The 17,672-nt window shown below is 64.5% G+C and carries 17 protein-coding genes; 3 read left to right on the forward strand and 14 right to left on the reverse strand.

Annotated features, from left to right (window positions below; translation table 11 throughout):
- Positions 1-136: 136 nt before the first annotated feature.
- The 6 genes from EN804_RS34020 to rplS all read right to left on the reverse strand — a co-directional run bounded on the left by EN804_RS34020 (position 137) and on the right by rplS (position 4,745).
- On the reverse strand, positions 137-772 hold the full coding sequence (locus EN804_RS34020) for a class I SAM-dependent methyltransferase (RefSeq protein WP_135883804.1): 636 nt from the start codon (positions 770-772) through the stop codon (positions 137-139).
- Positions 773-827: 55 nt separating this feature from the next.
- Entirely contained in the window at positions 828-1,637 is an 810-nt protein-coding gene (locus EN804_RS34025; RefSeq protein ID WP_135922245.1) for an amino acid ABC transporter permease, read from the reverse strand.
- Positions 1,638-1,891: 254 nt separating this feature from the next.
- The gene (locus EN804_RS34035) at positions 1,892-2,689 is read right to left on the reverse strand and encodes a transporter substrate-binding domain-containing protein (protein WP_127276794.1); all 798 of its coding nucleotides are present in this window, start codon (positions 2,687-2,689) and stop codon (positions 1,892-1,894) included.
- Positions 2,690-2,858: 169 nt separating this feature from the next.
- On the reverse strand, positions 2,859-3,359 hold the full coding sequence (locus tag EN804_RS34040) for a MarR family winged helix-turn-helix transcriptional regulator (protein WP_135922246.1): 501 nt from the start codon (positions 3,357-3,359) through the stop codon (positions 2,859-2,861).
- Positions 3,356-3,769, reverse strand: coding sequence for an organic hydroperoxide resistance protein (locus tag EN804_RS34045; protein WP_135863425.1), 414 nt, complete (start codon positions 3,767-3,769; stop codon positions 3,356-3,358). The genes EN804_RS34040 and EN804_RS34045 overlap by 4 nt, the downstream gene beginning before the upstream one ends.
- Positions 3,770-4,196: 427 nt before the next feature.
- Positions 4,197-4,745, reverse strand: coding sequence for a 50S ribosomal protein L19 (gene rplS / locus EN804_RS34050; RefSeq protein ID WP_096451662.1), 549 nt, complete (start codon positions 4,743-4,745; stop codon positions 4,197-4,199).
- 338 nt (positions 4,746-5,083) lie between these two features.
- Here rplS and EN804_RS34060 point away from each other — a divergent pair, with 338 nt between their 5' ends.
- A complete protein-coding gene (locus EN804_RS34060) occupies positions 5,084-5,836 on the forward strand; it encodes a sulfite exporter TauE/SafE family protein (RefSeq protein ID WP_135922247.1) in 753 nt (250 codons plus the stop codon).
- Here EN804_RS34060 and trmD read toward each other — a convergent pair.
- The gene (gene trmD, locus EN804_RS34065; RefSeq protein ID WP_127872825.1) at positions 5,818-6,516 is read right to left on the reverse strand and encodes a tRNA (guanosine(37)-N1)-methyltransferase TrmD; all 699 of its coding nucleotides are present in this window, start codon (positions 6,514-6,516) and stop codon (positions 5,818-5,820) included. The genes EN804_RS34060 and trmD overlap by 19 nt on opposite strands.
- Complete coding sequence (gene rimM, locus EN804_RS34070; RefSeq protein WP_127276297.1) at positions 6,513-7,112, reverse strand: ribosome maturation factor RimM; 600 nt, start codon at positions 7,110-7,112, stop codon at positions 6,513-6,515. The genes trmD and rimM overlap by 4 nt, the downstream gene beginning before the upstream one ends.
- Before the next feature lie 115 nt (positions 7,113-7,227).
- Here rimM and EN804_RS34075 point away from each other — a divergent pair, with 115 nt between their 5' ends.
- Together EN804_RS34075 and EN804_RS34080 are read left to right on the forward strand one after the other, a co-directional pair.
- A complete protein-coding gene (locus EN804_RS34075; RefSeq protein ID WP_135883800.1) occupies positions 7,228-8,166 on the forward strand; it encodes a tyrosine recombinase XerC in 939 nt (312 codons plus the stop codon).
- 62 nt (positions 8,167-8,228) lie between these two features.
- Entirely contained in the window at positions 8,229-9,299 is a 1,071-nt protein-coding gene (locus EN804_RS34080; RefSeq protein WP_135883799.1) for a TraB/GumN family protein, read from the forward strand.
- A 3-nt stretch (positions 9,300-9,302) separates the two neighbouring features.
- Here EN804_RS34080 and EN804_RS34085 read toward each other — a convergent pair whose 3' ends face one another.
- From EN804_RS34085 to EN804_RS34115, 6 genes are all read right to left on the reverse strand, one after another.
- Entirely contained in the window at positions 9,303-9,779 is a 477-nt protein-coding gene (locus EN804_RS34085; protein WP_135922264.1) for a DUF2867 domain-containing protein, read from the reverse strand.
- A gap of 768 nt (positions 9,780-10,547) precedes the next feature.
- A complete protein-coding gene (gene lpdA / locus EN804_RS34095) occupies positions 10,548-11,954 on the reverse strand; it encodes a dihydrolipoyl dehydrogenase (RefSeq protein WP_127276288.1) in 1,407 nt (468 codons plus the stop codon).
- Positions 11,955-11,978: 24 nt separating this feature from the next.
- Complete coding sequence (locus EN804_RS34100) at positions 11,979-12,734, reverse strand: SDR family oxidoreductase (protein ID WP_135922248.1); 756 nt, start codon at positions 12,732-12,734, stop codon at positions 11,979-11,981.
- Complete coding sequence (locus EN804_RS34105; RefSeq protein WP_246693527.1) at positions 12,731-13,243, reverse strand: hypothetical protein; 513 nt, start codon at positions 13,241-13,243, stop codon at positions 12,731-12,733. Before EN804_RS34105 ends, EN804_RS34100 begins: the two co-directional genes overlap by 4 nt.
- A gap of 35 nt (positions 13,244-13,278) precedes the next feature.
- Entirely contained in the window at positions 13,279-14,556 is a 1,278-nt protein-coding gene (gene odhB, locus EN804_RS34110; RefSeq protein ID WP_135922249.1) for a 2-oxoglutarate dehydrogenase complex dihydrolipoyllysine-residue succinyltransferase, read from the reverse strand.
- A gap of 46 nt (positions 14,557-14,602) precedes the next feature.
- On the reverse strand, positions 14,603-17,587 hold the full coding sequence (locus tag EN804_RS34115; RefSeq protein WP_127276281.1) for a 2-oxoglutarate dehydrogenase E1 component: 2,985 nt from the start codon (positions 17,585-17,587) through the stop codon (positions 14,603-14,605).
- Between the last annotated feature and the right edge of the window lie 85 nt (positions 17,588-17,672).

A 17,672-nucleotide genomic window follows, 5' to 3' on the forward strand; every position in this document is an offset into this window, starting at 1 on the left:
CCGAAAGATTATGACCATCCTCAGCGCCATGCTTCGACACAACCAACCCTGGTATCCAGACAAAGCCTGAAAACACAGTTGCTCATCCGTCGCCTTCGGCGACACCTTCTCCCACAAGGGGAGAAGGGAAGTCCGCTCAAAGCACCTCGAACACAAACGTCTTCACCAGCGCGTCCGGATCGCCGATCGCATAGCAGCGAAACCACGGACTTGCCTCGACCGCCCGCCATTTCCTTGCCTGCTCCAATTCATCGAAAACAGCCTGAAAATCGCCGCTCTCAAAAACCTGGTCGCGCACGGTGAAGATGGCGTGGCCGCCCTTCTTCGTGATGCGCACCAGTTCGTGCAGGCTCGATGCCGGCGCATGGCTGATGGTGAACACGCCGGTCGAGAAGAAGGCTCGGAAATGCCCATCCGGCCACGGCAGCGGTCCGCCCAGCATCGCCGGCTTCAGCTCGCTGTAGGCGTTGCGGCTGCCGGCGATCTTGAGCATGTCGTTCGAGAGATCCAGCCCGGCGATGTCGCCGTAGCCGAGCGCCTTCAACGAAGGTCCCGACAGGCCGGTGCCGCAGCCGGCGTCGAGCAGCGGCCCCTCGCCCGCCGGCACGTGGCGCGCCACCCAAGCGGTGATCAGGAACGGCAGGAGATAACCGAGCGAGGCAGTCTCGCTGTCATAGGTCGCCGCCCATGCGGCATAGGCCTGCGCCAGCGTTTCGGGCGTATCGGCGGTGTAGACCGAATCCAGCGCCGCATTGGCCTTGTCGATGTTCATGGGCAAGCTCCTCCTCCGGTCAGCAGCCGAGCCTAACGCTGTCCTTGCCGAAAAACTATTCCTCGTGCTGGCGGCGCAAACGGCGCTCCAGCGCCCTGAGCGCCAGCGAAAGGCCGACTGTGAGGATGAGGTAGATATAGGCCGTTATCGAATAGGTCTCGAAGAAGCGGAATGAGCCGGCCGCATAGACCTTGCCCATCTGGGTGATGTCGGCGACGCCGAGCACCGAGACCAGCGAGGAATCCTTGACCAGGGCGACGAAATCATTGCCGAGCGGCGGCAGGATGGTGCGGATCGCCTGCGGGAACACGACCAGCCGGAAGCGCTGCGCGCGACTCAGGCCCAAAGCCTTCGCTGCCTCGATCTGGCCTTTCTCGACCGACTGGATGCCGGCCCGGAAGACCTCCGAGATGAAGGCCGAATAGCCGATGGTCAGCGCCATGATGGCACGCCACAGCAACGACACGTCGCGCACCAGCAGTTCGCCGAGAATGCCGGCATTCTGCAGCGGTGCGGTCAGCGCGTTCCAGGCCGCGACGAACGCCGGCGCGCCGGCAAACGCGATCCAGAACAGCAGCACCAGGATCGGCACGCCACGGATGATCTCGACATAGAAGCGCGCGATCTGCCGCAGCCAGGTTGAAGCAGACAGGCCCATCAGCGCGATGCCGAGACCGATGACCGACGCCATGGCGAAGGCAACGACGGTGACGAAGACGGTGATGCCGATGCCCTTGGCGACGGTGGCGAAGACCTGGGCGTAGAGGTCGCTGGTGGCGATGAACAAGGCAGCCGCCAAAGCGAGGGCAGCGGCGACGGCAAGCCACCAGGGGAAGTCGGGTTTGGAGGTGGACGTTGCGACCATCAGGCGGCGGCGCAAAGAGTATCGAAAGACCGCGCCCAGGCGCCCCCCTCTGTCCCGCCGGACATCTCCCCCTCAAGGGGGGAGATTGGCAGCGTTGAACGCGCCGTCAGCCCTGCGGCGTTGGGAATTGGCGAAAGCCAAGACGACATCCGATCTCCCCCCTTGAGGGGGAGATGCCCGGCAGGGCAGAGGGGGGCGCTCAAGCGCAAACTCAACGCGAGTTCCTGCACAAGCACTGCTATCAACAAACGGGCCTACTGCCCCATCTTGTAATCAAGAAACCACTTCTTGTTCAGCGCATCCAGCGTGCCATCCGCCTTGAGCGCGGCGATCGCGGCGTTGACCGGCTTCACCAGGTCCGACCCCTTGGGGAAGATGAAGCCGAAATCCTCGGTGCCGAGCGGGCCGCCGATCAGCTTCAGCTTGCCCGCCGAAGCGTCGACATAGCCCTTGCCGGCGGTGCCGTCGGTCAGCACGACATCGACGTCGCCGGATTTCAGCGCCTGTACCGTGGCCCCGAACGTCTCGAACAGTTTGATGCGCGGGTTCTGCTCGTTGCCGTCGAGCACGCTGTAGACGGCGGTGTAGAACGGCGTCGTGCCTGCCTGCGCGCCGATCAGTCCGTCCTTGAAGGCGCCGAAGGTCTTGGCGTCGGTGAAGCGGCTTTCATCGCCGCGCACCAGCATGAACTGTTCCGAGCGCATGTAGGGATCGGAGAAATCCACCTTCTCCTTGCGGTCGTCCTTGATGGTGATGCCGGTCATGCCGATGTTGTACTGATTGTCGGAAACCGCCTGGATCATCGCGTCCCAGGAAGTGTTCTGGTACTCGACCTTGAAATTGAGCCGCTTGGCGATCTCGTTCATCGCGTCATATTCCCAGCCGATCTGTTTGCCGGTCTTGGCGTCGATGAACTGCAGCGGCGGATAGGCGTTTTCCGTCACCACCACCACCTTCTTGCCGCCGAGATCGGGCAGCGCCTGCGCGAAGGCGGCAACGGGCGCCAGGACCAGAGCCAACAGGCCGGCCAGCAGCAATTTTGATTTTGTCACGACACACTCCCCGAAATGATTGGCCGCGCGATGCCGGCGCGGCAGAGAAACCCGGCGCCGACTTTAGCTTTCCGCAAGCGCCTTGCAAGACGGGTCCACTGCGACGTTACGCATCAACGTGGATTCCAGTGCTTCCGGGAGGCGGTTTTGAGGGCAGTCCTTGCCGCGATCAATCTTGGTCGATCGTGGCTTCGCGCAATCCCGCGACCAGGCGGGTGAGCGTGCCATGTAGGGTTTTGAGCTCGGTCCACTCGAGCGGCATGCCGCAATCGAGCGCGGTCTGCACATCCTTCATGTTCGCGCGCAGGGCCTGGCCCTTGGCCGTCGGCTCGACCAGCACCCGGCGCTCGTCTGCGGCATCGCGCCGGCGGGTGACGAGCCCGCCCGCCTCCATGCGCTTGAGCAGCGGCGTCAGCGTCGCCGAATCCAGGCCGAGCGCCTCGCCAAGGTCGCCCACCGTGCTCGGCGCGCGTTCCCACAGCGCCAGCATCACCAGATATTGCGGATAGGTCAGGCCAAGCGGATCGAGCAGCGGCCGGTAGAGCTTAGTCATCAGCCCGCTCGCCGAATAGAGCGCGAAGCAGAGCTGCTGATCGAGCCGTGGCACGGGGATCGCCCCGGCGGCTTCCGCCGGGACTTCGCTGGCTTTCGTTTCGACCTTTGCCGTCATACCGCCTTTACCGAAAGCGCCACTTCGACATTGCCCCTGATGGCGTTCGAATAGGGGCAAATCTGATGCGCCGCCGATACAAGCGCTTCCGCGGCCGCCTGATCAAGGCCTTTCGTCTCCGCCGCCAACGCGACGCCGAGCTTGAAGCCCTCGCCATTGGGAAGCAGGCTGACCGTGGAGGTTACCGCGGCATCCGCGAGCGGCAGCTTCTGCTTGCGCGCGACGAAGCGGACGGCGCTTTCGAAGCAGGCGGCATAGCCGATGGCGAAGAGCTGCTCGGGATTGGTGGCGCCGCCCGGCCCGCCGAGCTCCTTGGGCATCGCCAGGTCGACCTTGAGCAAACCGTCAGCGGTCTCGCCATGGCCGGCGCGGCCGCCGGTGACGCGAGCCTGTGTGGTGTAGAGTGCCATATCGTAGTCTCCAATTAATTTGTACACGATTATTTAGTGTACAAGATAATTCGAGTCAAGCCTCCTGCTGCTGTGCTTTTCGCTGCCAACCCCTGAGTTCGTCATCCTAGGGTGGAGCAGTCGCGAAGCGACGTCGCGGAAACCCTAGGATCCATTCCGTGACGGTCAACCTAGCACAGCGGTTCAGATGGGGTCGCGCTCACCGGAGCCAGCTCTGCACCGTAGCGGCGCTCAGAAGTTGCGGCATGGATCCTCGGGTCTGCGCCGCGTCGCTTCGCTCCTTCCTTCGCCCGTGGATGACGACACACAGATGTCTCGGCCAATCGCCAAGGTGTCCGTAAACACGAAGAACCACGGTAGAATGCCTGGCTGTTCGCCAAAACGAAAAAGGCGGCCGAAGCCGCCTTTTGAATGGATTTCCGAAACCTTATTCGGCCGGAGTGGCTTCCGCGGCGGCCTTGGCTGCCTCGGCCTCGGCGGCCGCCTTCTTCTCGGCGGCTTCCTTGGCGGCCGTCTCGGCGGCCAGCGCCTGGGCGGCGGCGACCTTCTCGGCCTCGATGCGGGCCTTCTCGGCGTTCAGCGCATCGCGCTCCTCATCGTTGAGCTTGCGGGCGCGCACGCCGGTGTTTTCCGAAATACGGGCCGACTTGCCGCGACGGTCGCGCAGGTAATAGAGCTTGGCGCGGCGCACCTTGCCGCGGCGCACGATCTCGACGCCTTCGACCATCGGCGAGAACACCGGGAACACGCGCTCGACGCCTTCGCCATAGGAGATCTTGCGGACGGTGAAATTTTCCTGGAAGCCGGAACCGGCGCGGGCGATGACGACGCCCTCATAGGCCTGGACGCGGGTGCGGGTGCCTTCGGTCACGCGGACCTGGACGCGCACGGTGTCGCCGGGCTGGAATTCGGGGAGCTTGCGCTTGGCTTCGATCTTGGCGGCCTGTTCGGCCTCGAGCTGACGGATGAGATCCATCTTGAAATCCACTTCTTGTTCTTCCGACAGTCAGAGCGCCCTACGCTTGCCTTGCAGTTCCATTGACCGCTCGGCTATGCCCTTTGTCTCCAAGACAATTGTCTTTAAAACATCGGACAGGGGCGACTACACCGTCATTGTTGACGGGTCCGGAAGATTGTTCTTGCCGGTACGGGCGGGCACATACAGCTATTTCGGCGCTTTGTCACGCCTTGGCCATGCATTTTTTGCCGGCATGGCTCCCGGCATGGCACCATCGTAATCCTGTCGTGCCGGGTTGCGCCGGTCCGGCAAGCTTCCTAAGCCAGAAATAGCACAGTTCTTCACGGCGGCCTTCCATGTCAGTCTTCGATGCCATCCTGCTCTTCCTGGCGGGCTTTCTGTCAGGCGCCGTCAACGCGGTCGCCGGCGGCGGCACCTTCATCACCTTTGGCGCCATGACATTGATCGGCGTGCCGCCGATCGTCGCCAACGCCACCTCCTCGGTAACGCAATTTCCCGGCTACATCACCTCGACGCTCGCCTACTGGGACGACATCAGGCACTTCTGGCGCGGCGCGCTGCTGCTCTGCCTGATCTCCGCCATCGGCGCCATGGCCGGCGCGCTGATTCTGCTGGCGCTCGACAATCCATCCTTTCGGGCATTGGTGCCATGGCTGCTTTTGGGCGCGACCGCGCTGTTTGCCGCCGGACCATGGCTGAAGCCGGCGCCGAAAGCCGGACACGAAGCGGCCGTGGGCTCGCTCGCCGGTTCGCTGGCGCAGTTAGTCACCGCCATCTATGGCGGCTTCTTCGGCGCCGGCATGGGCGTGATGATGCTGGCAACGCTCGGTCTGACCCAGGCCGGCGACTACCACCGGCTGAACGCGCTGAAGAACATGCTGGCCGTGGTCATCGCGGCAGTCGCCATCGTCGTCTTCGTCTCGGGCGGCGTCGTCGCCTGGCCGCAGGCGATCGTCATGATCCCGGGCGGAGCGCTGGGCGGCTATGCCGGCGTCTGGATCGCCAAGCGCGTGCCGCAGAACGCGGTGCGCGGCTTCGTCGTCGCCGTCGGCCTGTTTCTGGCTTTTTACTATTTCACCAAGGGCTGAGCGCTCAAAAGATCGGGCCGCCTCTCCTTCGTCAGCCGCTCTGACTGGTCCCGCCGCCATTCGGCGATCTTCTTGTGATTTCCGGAGATCAGCACGTCCGGAATCGGCCTGCCCTCGAACTCTTGCGGCCGCGTGTAATGCGGATGTTCGAGCAGGCCGTTCTCGAAACTCTCTTCCTCGCCGGAGACCGCATTGCCCATCACGCCGGGCAACAGCCGCACCACCGCGTCGAGCAGCACGAGTGCTGCCGGTTCGCCGCCCGACAGGATGAAATCGCCGATCGAGACTTCCTCTAGGCCCCGCGCGTCGATCACCCGCTGGTCGACGCCTTCGAAGCGGCCACACAGGATGACAGCGCCCGGCCCGGCGGCGAGTTCGCGCACGCGCGCCTGCGTCAGTGGTTTGCCGCGCGGGCTCATCAGCAGGCGGGGGCGCGCATCTCCCGGCGGCGAGGCATGGTCGATCGCCTTCGCCAGCACATCGGCGCGCATCACCATGCCGGCGCCGCCGCCGGCCGGCGTGTCGTCGACGGTGCGGTGGCGGTCGGTGGCGAAGTCGCGGATCTGGATCGCATCAAGCGACCAGGTGCCCGCCTCCAGCGCCCGCCCGGCCAGCGACAGGCCGAGCGCGCCCGGAAACATCTCGGGATAGAGCGTCAGCACCGACGCGGCAAAGCTCACCGGTTGCCCCCGGCGTCACGCGGTCCGCGCGGCCGGCCCTTGGGATCGAAATCGTCCTCGCGCGGCGCCTCGCCATCCTCGTCCTCGACCAGCCCGGCCGCCACCGGGTCGACGCGGACGAACCCCTCGGCGATCGACACGGCAGGCACGGCGGCCTGCGTGAACGGGATCAGCACGCCCTTGCGCCCGGCGAGCGTCACATCGAGGATGTCGCCGCCGCCGAAATTGTGCACCGCGACGACCTTGCCGATGGCAGCACCGGTATCATCCCGGATTTCCAGCCCGATCAGGTCGGCATGGTAGAATTCGTCCTCCTCGCCATCGTCCGGCAGCATCGAACGGTCGACGAACAGCTCCGTGCCGGCGAGCGCTTCGGCCGCGTTGCGGTCGCTGACGCCCTTGAAGCGCACCACGACAACGGTGTTGGCGGGCCTTATGTCGGTGATCTGGAAGGCACGGCCGTCCCTGGCGTAGAGCGGCCCGTAGTCTGCCAGCGCCATTGGATCGCCGGTGAAGGTTTTCACCCTGAGCTCGCCCTTGATGCCGTGGGCGGCACCGATCACGGCCATCTGGACGGGGTTTTGGAGCTTGCTCATGGCGAAAAATCCTTTGTCCCTGCTCTAGCGCCGCCCCGCCGTCATTTCAATGACGGGCTCTTCACCGCTTCCTAACCCGGCTGCCGGAAAATGACCGCGAACCGGAACAGACCCGATGCAGGAATTCCTCATACCGGCAAAACCCGATCTCCAGGCGGCGCGTGAAAACTGGCTGAAGATGCTGGCGCGCGAACGCCGGCTGTCGCCGCAAACCGTCGAGGCGTATGAGCGCGATTCTCGCCAGTTCCTGCACTTCCTCACCGGCCATATCGGCGGACCGCCCGGCATTTCCGATATCGCCAATCTGCGCCCGGCCGATCTGCGCGGATTCCTCGCCACCCGGCGCAATGCCGGCGCCGGCGCTCGCACGCTCGGCCGCGGGCTGGCAGGCATCCGCTCGCTGCTGCGATTCCTCGAACGGCGAGGCCTGGCCAATGCGGCGGGCGCCGCGGCCCTGCGGGCGCCACGCCAGCCCAAATCGCTGCCCAAGCCGCTGACGGCGAGCGATGCCAGGCAGGTGGTCTCCGTCGAGGGTCAACTGGCCGAAGAACCCTGGATCGCCGCCCGCAACGCCGCCGTGCTGACGCTGCTCTACGGCTCGGGCCTGCGCATTTCGGAAGCGCTTGGCCTCAGCGCCGCCGATTTGGCATCTGAAGCCGACACCGTGCTGCGCGTCACCGGCAAGGGCGGCAAGACGCGGCTGGTGCCGGTGCTGCCGGTCGCGCTCAGGGCTATCGCCGAATACCGCCGGCTCTGTCCCTACCATCTCGATCCAAAGGAGTTGCTGTTTCGGGGCGCGCGCGGCGGCCCGCTCAACCCGGCCATCATCCAGCGCGACATGGCAAAACTGCGCTCGGCGCTCAACCTGCCCGATACAGCGACACCGCATGCCTTGCGCCATTCCTTCGCCACTCATCTGCTCGGCCGAGGCGGCGATCTGCGCACCATCCAGGAATTGCTCGGCCACGCCAGCCTGTCGACGACGCAGATCTACACCGGCGTCGACACGACGAGACTGCTGGAAATCTACGAATCGGCCCATCCCAGAGCCTGAACCCTTCAATTTTGCCGTCCCGATTAACGGTTTTGCCGCTTTTCGGTCCTAGGAATGGGATCATGAAACGCGTCATCGCCATCGCCGACCGTGCAGCTTCCATCTCGCTGAAGCTGCTTGTCGCGCTCAACGTGCTGTTTTTCCTATCCTTCCTTGCTGTCCTGCTGTTCGCGGCCGGCAGGGCGCACGCGGAAATCCCGACCTGCACCGGCGCCGACATGCTGTCGGCCTTGCAGAAGGGCAGCCCTGCCACCTACGACAAGATCGAGGCAGAGGCCGCTGCCACGCTCAACGGCAAGGGTCTGCTGTGGAAGCTGGAAAAATCAGGCGAACAGCCATCCTACCTGTTCGGCACCATGCACATGACCGATCCGCGCGTCACCACGCTGCCGGCCTATGCACAGAAGGCCTTTGACGCCGCCGGCACCCTCATCATCGAGACCACCGACGTGCTCGACAAGCAGAAGATGATGACGGCGATGCTGAAGGAGCCGGACCTGATGATGTTCACCGACTCCACGACGCTGTCGTCATTGCTGTCGCGGGACGAGGCGGCAGCCATGAACGCCGCGCTCGACGCGCGCGGCATCCCGCCGGCAACGGTCGCCAAGATGAAGCCGTGGATGCTGTCGGCCATGATGGCGCTTCCGGCTTGCGAACTCGCCCGCCAGTCCAGCGGAGCGCCGGTGCTCGACGTCAAGCTGGCCGAGAGCGCCAAGGCGGCGGGCAAGCCGGTGGAAGGATTGGAAACAGCCGAGAGCCAGCTGCGCGCCATGGCTTCGCTGCCGCTCGCCTTTCACATGAAGGGTCTGGTCGACACGCTGAAGCTGGGCGACAAGGTCAACGACATCAACGAGACCATGATCGTCCTCTACCAGCGTGGCGACACCGGCATGTTCTGGCCGCTGTTCCGCGCCGCCATGCCCGACGAGCAGAATGATCCCGCGGGCTACGCCGCCTTCGAAGAGACCATGATCACCAGCCGCAACAAGGTGATGGTCGATCATGCCGGGCCGATCCTGGCCAGGGGCAACGCCTTCATGGCGGTCGGCGCGCTGCACCTTCCCGGTCCCGAGGGACTGGTCGAGGATTTCCGCAAAGCCGGCTATACTGTCACGGCGGTGGGCCTTTAAGCCCTATTTGATCAAGACCTGAGCCAGCATCGCCGGAACGACGATGCGGTGAAACGGCATGATGATGGCGAGATAGGTCCGCCCAAGCAGATTATGCGTCTTCACGATCGTCGACGCAGCCACCTCCTGCCGGCCCGCGCCGAGATCGTTCACCTCCACCAGGATGCGGAAATCGAGATGCCGGTCGTCCAGCCCAAGGACGACCCTGCCATGTGTCTGGCTGATGAGCGGAAATATGCCGATCCTGCTTTCCGGCGGCGCGTCGGGTTCCGCCCCCGTTTTCAGCCCAAACGGCCTGACCGCGAGGTTGCGCAGCTGCGTCAGCAGGCCGACCCATCCCGGTGTCCGCCCCAGCACGCGTTTGGCCGCGCCAATGGCGGTCAGGGCAAGGCCATCGGTTATCAGCACATATCGGTCGGCGAACTGAGCGCCGGCAAGAGCACCTTCGGGATCAGGAAAAGTCCGTGCAGTGGGCGTCATATCGGCAAATCCCTCGTAACCAACGATAGCATCCGCTGGTGTGGCTGGCTGCGTGGCGAAACGCCGCCTGACCGACGCGTTCATCGCGGTCGGCGCGCCGCACTTCCCGATCCAGAGGGACTGGTCGAGGATTTTCGTAAAGCCGGCTATACTGTCGCCGCTGTCAATTGAGTCGGATGGCAACTGGCGGATCTGCCCGTCGTATTTTCGGCGTGTCCCTTCGCTAGCGTGAAACCTGTTCAACGATAGCGCGTTGATGTCTGTTGATTGATAATTTTCATCCACGGAGGACACTTTCATGGCGAACACACCAAACGACACTCCTAGGCCAAGCGGCGGCGGCGGCGGCAGCCCTTGGCTGATTGCGCTGGTCGTCGTTATTCTGGCGATTGTCGCGTATTACGTTTTCGGAAGAAGCGGCGAGCACCCGGCACCCGCAGAGCCGCCAGCGGCCAGCACACCGGCCCCGGCGCCCGCGCCGGCTGAACCGATGAAGCCTGCCGAACCGGCCAAGCCAGCCGAACCGGCGCCCGCGCCCGCCCCGGCTCCTGCACCAGCGCCCGCGCCGGCCCCAGCGCCGGCCCCCGCGCCAGCTCCGGCACCGGCTCCGGCACCGGCCAACTGATCGGCTCGATATCAAAGACGAACGGCCCGCCGAATGGCGGGCCGTTTTGTTTTGGGCGACGGGCACGGGGTGTTTTGAGATTCAGGGCAGGCCGAACCGACCCGTCGTTCGCAGGCCGGCATCACCTGAATATCAAGACAACCCTAAATGTGGATCGGCTTGAAGAACGTGGCCAGCGCCGCTTCCTTCACCGCTTCCGACATCGTCGGATGCGCGTGGCAGGTGCGGGCCAGATCCTCGGACGAGCCGCCGAACTCCATCAGCACCGCCGCCTCATGGATCATCTCGCCGGCGCCGAAGCCGACGATATGCACGCCGAGCACGCGGTCGCTCTGCTTGTCGGCGAGGATCTTCACGAAACCGTCGGTGTGCAGCATGGCGCGGGCGCGGCCGTTGGCGGTGAAGGGGAATTTGCCGACCTTGTAGTCGATGCCGGCCTTCTTCAGCTCCTCCTCGCTCTTGCCGACCGAGGCGATTTCCGGACTGGTGTAGACGACGCTCGGAATGACATCATAGTTCACGTGGCCGGCCTGGCCGGCGATGGTTTCGGCCACCGCCACGCCCTCGTCCTCGGCCTTGTGCGCCAGCATCGGCCCGGCGATGACATCGCCGATGGCATAGATGCCGGGCACGTTGGTCCTGAGATGCCCGTCGGTCTTGACCCTGCCGCGCTCGTCGACCTCGACACCCGCTTCCTTCAGCCCGAGGCTGTCTGAAAAGGCGCGGCGCCCGGTCGAGATCAGCACGACGTCGGCATCGATGGTCTCGGCCGCCCCGCCCTTCACCGGTTCGAAGGTGACGGTCGCGCCCTTCTTGGCCTTGGCGACGCCGGTGACCTTGGCGCCGAGCTTGAACTCGAAGCCCTGCTTGGAGAGCAGCCGCTGGAACTGTTTCGACACCTCGCCGTCCATGCCGCCCAAAATGGTGTCGAGGAACTCGACCACGGTGACCTTGGCGCCGAGCCGTGCCCAGACCGAGCCGAGCTCGAGCCCGATGACACCGCCGCCGACCACCACCAGATGGCCGGGAACCTTCTCCAACGACAATGCGCCCGTCGACGACACGATCACCTTCTCGTCGAAGTCGACCTTGACGCCGGGAATGCCGGCGACGTCGGAGCCGGTGGCGATGACGATGTTCCTGGTCTCGATCTCCTCGACCTTGCCGTCCTCGCCGGTCACCGAGACCTTGCCGGCGGCGACAACCTTGCCGGTGCCGCGGAAGGCATCGATCTTGTTCTTCTTGAACAGGAAGGCGACGCCGTTGACGTTGGCCGACACCGTCGCGTCCTTGTGCGCCATCATCTTCTTCAGGTTCAGCTTGGGCGCCGGGATTTCGACACCCAGCGCGTCGAAGGAATGGCCGGCCTCGGCGAACATCTCCGAGGCATGAAGCAGCGCCTTGGACGGGATGCAGCCGATGTTGAGACAGGTGCCGCCGAAGGTGGCATTCTTCTCGACCACCGCGACCTTCAGCCCGAGCTGTGCCGCCTTGATGGCGCAGACATAGCCGCCCGGTCCAGAGCCGATGATAACCACGTCATAAGCCATGTTTGTTTCCCTTTTGCTTGGGGCTCAGCGGCCGCCGCTGACATTCAGGATCGCGCCCGTCGTATAGGACGCGGCGTCGGATAAAAGATAGAGGACCGCGCCCGCGACTTCATCCGCGGTACCGGCTCTTTTCATCGGCAGCAGGTCGCGGAACCGTTCGATCCGGTCGGGCTGGCCGCCGGAGGCGTGGATTTCGGTGTCGATGATGCCAGGCCGCACCGCATTGACGCGGATGCCTTCCAGAGCCACCTCGCGGGCAAGCCCGACGGTGAAGGTGTCGATCGCGCCCTTGGAGGCGGCGTAGTCGACATATTCGCCGGGCGAACCCAGCGTCGCCGCCGCCGACGAGATGTTGACGATCGCACCGCCCGAACCCCCATGCCGCGTCGACATGCGCTTGACCGCCTCGCGGGCACACAGGAACGAGCCCACGACATTGATGCGCATCATGCGCTCCAGCCGCGACACATCCATCTCGTCGACGCGCGCCTTGACGTCGACGATGCCGGCATTGTTGACGAAGGCATCGAGCCTGCCAAAGGCGCTGTCGACGGCGCCGAACATGGCCACGATGTCGGTTTCCTTGCCGACATCGCCCCTGACGGCAACAGCGTCGCCGCCGCCGGCCCTGATCTCGGCAACCAGCGCATCGCCGGCAGCCTTGTTGGAGGCGTAATTGACCGCGACACGATAGCCGGCCTTGGCTCCGAGCCGGCAGATAGCGGCGCCGATGCCGCGGCTGCCGCCGGTGACCAGCAGCACTTTTTGCATCGTGGTCATTCCTGGCACCCCTTCATCGAGAACACATCCGAGGGCACTTTCGAGAAGCCGGTGCCGCCGCCGTAGGCTCGGGATTGCCTGAGCACTGGCCCGAGATCGGGCAGGATCAGCGTCTTTGGCGCCTCTACGCCCTCGGCCGGCAACAGGCCGACAGCGCCCTTGTCATCGGCCGTATAGATGACGCCGTTCCACAGCGTGCAGGCGGCAAGCTCGGCGCCGGTCACGTCACCCTCCGGGCATTTGTACATCAGCGCGCCGTTTGGCCGCGATACGTCCTGGGTCCACATGACGATGCCGTTCAGCACCACATTGTTGTCGAGGATCAACCGGAACGTGTTGGTGACGGTTGCCGAGGTGCCTGTCGGGGTGAAGTCGATCTCGGCGCCACTTTGTGCATCGCCGTAAACGGCAAGCTCGATTGGACAGGTGGCCTGGGCATTTGCAACAGGCGCGAGAATGCCGGCCACCAGCACGACCGGTCCGGCGAGCCCAAGCAAACGGGCCGTCATTGGCCACCCCTGCCGCAACCCGCCATCCGACCGCCTCAGAGATCAAGCACCAGCCGTTCCGGATCCTCCAGGCTTTCCTTGACGCGCACCAGGAAGGTCACCGCTTCCTTGCCGTCGACGATGCGGTGATCGTAGCTGAGCGCCAGATACATCATCGGCCGGATCACGATCTGGCCGCCGACCACGACCGGCCGGTCCTGGATCTTGTGCATGCCGAGAATGCCCGACTGCGGCGCGTTGAGGATCGGCGTCGACATCAGCGAGCCATAGACGCCGCCATTGGAGATGGTGAAGGTGCCGCCCTGCATGTCGGCGACCGACAGCTTGCCGTCGCGCGCGGCGATGCCCAGCCGGCCGATATCCTTCTCGATCTCGGCGATCGACATCTGGTCGGCGTCGCGCACGACCGGAACCACGAGACCCTTTTCGGTGCCTACCGCGACGCCGATATGGGCATAGTTCTTGAAGATGATGTCGGTGCCGTCGATCTCGGCATTGACCGAGGGGATTTCCTTCAGGGCGTGCGTGACGGCCTTGGTGAAAAAGCCCATGAAGCCGAGCTTCACGCCGTGCTTCTTCTCGAACACGTCCTTGTATTTGGTCCTGAGCGCCATCACCGCCGACATGTCGACCTCGTTGAAGGTGGTCAGCATGGCGGCGGTCGACTGCGCTTCCTTCAGCCGGCGCGCGATGGTCTGGCGCAGCTTGGTCATGCGCACCCGCTCCTCGCGCGAAGCATCGTCGCCGGACGACGGCGCGCGCACGGCAACCGGTGCCGGCGCCGCCTTTGGCGTTTCGGCCGGCTGCGACGGCGCGCCCTTGGAGATGGCATCGAGCACGTCACCCTTCAGCACCTGGCCACGCTTGCCCGAGCCGGAAAGCTGGTCGACCGACAGATTGTTCTCGGCGATCAGTTTTGCCGCGGCCGGCGCCGGCGGCATGGTGCGTGGCTCGACCGAGCCGGCATCGCCGGCAACCTTGGCGGTCTCGGCCGCGGCCTGCTTGGTGGTCTGCGCCGCGTCGGGGCTGGACGCCTGCGCCACCGCTTGCGGCTTGGTCGCGGGAGCAGCCGCCCCACCGCCCGAAATCGACCCGAGCAGAGCGCCGACGCCGACCGTCTCACCTTCTTTCACAGTGATTTCGCCGAGCGTGCCGGCGGCGGCGGCAGGCACTTCCACCGTCACCTTGTCGGTCTCGAGCTCGACCAGCGGCTCGTCGGCGGCAATGGCATCGCCGACCTTCTTGAACCATTTGCCGACAGTCGCTTCGGTGACGGATTCGCCCAGGGTGGGGACGCGGATTTCGGTAGCCATTGTGCCTGTCCGTTCTTTCGGTTCAGTTCTATTCGCCCAGTTCTGCCTATTCGCCGAGCGCGTCTTCGAGCAAGGCGGCGAGCTGGGCAAGGTGCTTTGACATCAGGCCGGTCGCCGGCGACGCGGCCGCGGGACGGCCGGTGTAGCGCACTCGCTGATGCTTGGCGTCGATATGCGCCAACACCCATTCCAGATACGGATCGATGAACGACCAGGCGCCCATGTTCTTGGGTTCCTCCTGGCACCACACCATCTCGGCATTGCGGAAGCGTGACAGCTCGGTGATCAGCGCCTTGGCCGGGAACGGGTAGAGCTGTTCGACGCGCAGCAGGTAGATGTCGTTGATGCCGCGCTTCTCGCGCTCCTCGTAGAGGTCGTAATAGACCTTGCCCGAGCACAGCACGACGCGGCGGATCTTGGAATCCTTGGTCAGCTTGATCGCCTGGTTGGGCAGCAGCTGGGCATCGTCCCACAGCAGCCGGTGGAACGAGCTTTCGCCCGAGATTTCCGGCAGCGTCGACACCGCCCGCTTGTGGCGCAGCAGCGATTTCGGCGTCATCAAGATCAGCGGCTTGCGGAAGTCGCGCTTCAGCTGCCGGCGCAAGATGTGGAAGTAGTTGGCCGGCGTCGTGCAGTTGGCGACCTGCATGTTGTCTTCGGCGCAAAGCTGCAGGAAGCGCTCCAGCCGGGCCGAGGAATGTTCTGGGCCCTGGCCTTCATAGCCGTGCGGCAGCAGGCAGACGAGGCCCGACATTCTGAGCCATTTGCGCTCGCCCGACGAGATGAACTGGTCGAACACCACCTGGGCGCCGTTGGCGAAGTCGCCGAACTGCGCCTCCCACAAGGTCAGCGCCTTCGGCTCGGCCAGGCTGTAGCCGTATTCGAAGCCTAGCACCGCCTCTTCCGACAGCATCGAGTTGATGACTTCGTAGCCGGCCTGCGCCGCCGACAGATTGTTGAGCGGGATGTAGCGGGTCTCGTCGCGCTGGTCGTAAAGCACGGAATGGCGCTGCGAGAAGGTGCCGCGCTCGGAATCCTGGCCCGAAAGCCGGATCGGGTTGCCGTCGAGCAGGATCGCGCCAAAGGCCAGCGCCTCCGCCGTCGACCAGTCGATGCCTTCGCCGGACTCGATCGCCTGACGCCGGTTCTCGAGGAAGCGGATGATCGTCTTGTGCGCCTCGAAACCCTTCGGCACCTCGGTCAGCTTCTTGCCGATTTCCTTCAGCGTCTTGACCGGCACGGCGGTCTTGCCGCGCCGCTGTTCGTCCTGGTTGTCGGCCGTGCGCAGGCCCGACCAGGCGCCGTCGAGCCAGTCGGCCTTGTTGGGCTTGTAGGCCTGGCCGACTTCCCATTCGGCTTCCAGATGCGCGCGCCAGTCGGCCTTGAGCTGGTCGAGTTCGGCCTGGGTGATGTGGCCTTCGGCGATCAGCCGGTCGCCATAGATCTGCACCGTCGTCTTGTGGGTGCGGATGTTGCGGTACATGAGCGGCTGCGTGAAGGCCGGCTCGTCGCCCTCATTGTGGCCGAAGCGGCGGTAGCAGAACATGTCCACGACCACCGGCTTGTGGAACTTCATGCGAAACTCGATCGCCACCTTGGTGGCGTGCACCACGGCTTCCGGGTCGTCGCCATTGACGTGGAAGATCGGCGCCTCGATCATCTTGGCGACGTCGGACGGATAAGGCGACGAGCGCGAGAAACGCGGATTGGTGGTGAAGCCGATCTGGTTGTTGATGATGAAGTGCAGCGTGCCGGCGACGCGGTGGCCGCGCAGGCCCGACAGGCCGAGGATTTCGGCGATCACGCCCTGGCCGGCGAAAGCGGCGTCGCCGTGCAGAAGCAGCGGCAGCACCTTGGCGCGTTCCTCCAGCGGCACGATCTCCTCGCGGCCACGGCCGAACAGATAATCCTGCTTGGCGCGCGCCTTGCCCATCACCACCGGGTCGACGATTTCCAGATGCGAGGGGTTGGCGGTCAGCGACAGGTGCACCTTGTTGCCGTCGAACTCACGGTCGGACGAGGCGCCGAGATGGTACTTCACGTCGCCCGAGCCTTCGACCTCGTCGGGGGCGGCCGAGCCGCCCTTGAACTCGTGGAAGATGGCGCGGTGCGGCTTGGCCATGACCTGGGAAAGCACGTTCAGCCGGCCGCGATGGGCCATGCCGAGCACGATCTCCTTCATGCCGAGCTGGCCGCCGCGCTTGACGATCTGCTCGAGCGCCGGGATCAGCGACTCGCCGCCGTCCAGGCCGAAGCGCTTGGTGCCCTTGTACTTGACGTCGATGAACTGCTCGAAGCCTTCCGCCTCGACCAGCTTCTGCAGGATCGCCTTCTTGCCGGTGGCGGTGAAGGAAATCTCCTTGTCGGCGCCTTCGATCCGCGCCTGGATCCAGGCCTTCTCCTCGGGATCGGAAATATGCATGAACTCGACGCCGAGCGTCGAGCAATAGGTGCGGGTGAGTATCTCCAGCATCTGCCGGATGCTGCCGAATTCGAGCCCAAGCACATTGTCGAGGAAGATCGGCCGGTCGTAGTCGGCTTCGGTGAAGCCGTAATTCTCCGGCGACAGCTCGTTATAGTCTTCGAGCTTGGCAATGCCGAGCGGGTCGAGATTGGCGTGCAGATGGCCGCGCATGCGGAAGGCGCGGATCATCATGATGGCACGCACCGAATCGCGCGTCGCCTGGTGCACGTCGGCGTCGGACAGCACGACCCCGTTGGTGACCGCCTTGTCCTTGACCTTCTTTTCCAGGTGCTTCTCGACAATGCCCCAATTGCCGTCGAGCGCGGACACCAGTTCGCCATTGGCCTGCAGCGGCCAGGAGGGTTTTGCCCAGGAAGCGCCCTTGGCGTTCCTGCGCACATCACCGGCATCGTCCTTCAGACCCGCGAAGAACTCCTGCCACTCGGGATTGACCGAAGCGGGATCGTCCTCATAGGCGGCGTAGAGCGCGTCGATATAATCGGCATTGCCGCCATAGAGGAAAGAGGTGAGCGAAAACCGGTCGTTGGCCTGATCTTGTCGTGCCATTTTTGTCCGCGGAGCCTGGCTCCGTCTCCTTTTGAAGGGAATGGTGAGCAGTCAGCTGCTACTCACCGTTAGTCCCTATTCACTA

Origin of the sequence: Mesorhizobium sp. M8A.F.Ca.ET.161.01.1.1 (genome assembly GCF_004792105.1) — a bacterium.
Taxonomy (GTDB): domain Bacteria; phylum Pseudomonadota; class Alphaproteobacteria; order Rhizobiales; family Rhizobiaceae; genus Mesorhizobium.

Bases quoted from the DNA above. Each gene is read 5' to 3' on its own strand.
- EN804_RS34020 (WP_135883804.1), bottom strand. From the start codon at position 772: ATGAACATCGACAAGGCCAATGCGGCGCTGGATTCGGTCTACACCGCC.
- EN804_RS34025 (WP_135922245.1), bottom strand. From the start codon at position 1,637: ATGGTCGCAACGTCCACCTCCAAACCCGACTTCCCCTGGTGGCTTGCC.
- EN804_RS34040 (WP_135922246.1), bottom strand. From the start codon at position 3,359: ATGACGGCAAAGGTCGAAACGAAAGCCAGCGAAGTCCCGGCGGAAGCC.
- EN804_RS34045 (WP_135863425.1), bottom strand. From the start codon at position 3,769: ATGGCACTCTACACCACACAGGCTCGCGTCACCGGCGGCCGCGCCGGC.
- rplS (WP_096451662.1), bottom strand. From the start codon at position 4,745: ATGGATCTCATCCGTCAGCTCGAGGCCGAACAGGCCGCCAAGATCGAA.
- EN804_RS34060 (WP_135922247.1), top strand. From the start codon at position 5,084: ATGTCAGTCTTCGATGCCATCCTGCTCTTCCTGGCGGGCTTTCTGTCA.
- rimM (WP_127276297.1), bottom strand. From the start codon at position 7,112: ATGAGCAAGCTCCAAAACCCCGTCCAGATGGCCGTGATCGGTGCCGCC.
- EN804_RS34075 (WP_135883800.1), top strand. From the start codon at position 7,228: ATGCAGGAATTCCTCATACCGGCAAAACCCGATCTCCAGGCGGCGCGT.
- EN804_RS34080 (WP_135883799.1), top strand. From the start codon at position 8,229: ATGAAACGCGTCATCGCCATCGCCGACCGTGCAGCTTCCATCTCGCTG.
- EN804_RS34085 (WP_135922264.1), bottom strand. From the start codon at position 9,779: ATGACGCCCACTGCACGGACTTTTCCTGATCCCGAAGGTGCTCTTGCC.
- lpdA (WP_127276288.1), bottom strand. From the start codon at position 11,954: ATGGCTTATGACGTGGTTATCATCGGCTCTGGACCGGGCGGCTATGTC.
- EN804_RS34100 (WP_135922248.1), bottom strand. From the start codon at position 12,734: ATGACCACGATGCAAAAAGTGCTGCTGGTCACCGGCGGCAGCCGCGGC.
- EN804_RS34105 (WP_246693527.1), bottom strand. From the start codon at position 13,243: ATGACGGCCCGTTTGCTTGGGCTCGCCGGACCGGTCGTGCTGGTGGCC.
- odhB (WP_135922249.1), bottom strand. From the start codon at position 14,556: ATGGCTACCGAAATCCGCGTCCCCACCCTGGGCGAATCCGTCACCGAA.
- EN804_RS34115 (WP_127276281.1), bottom strand. From the start codon at position 17,587: ATGGCACGACAAGATCAGGCCAACGACCGGTTTTCGCTCACCTCTTTC.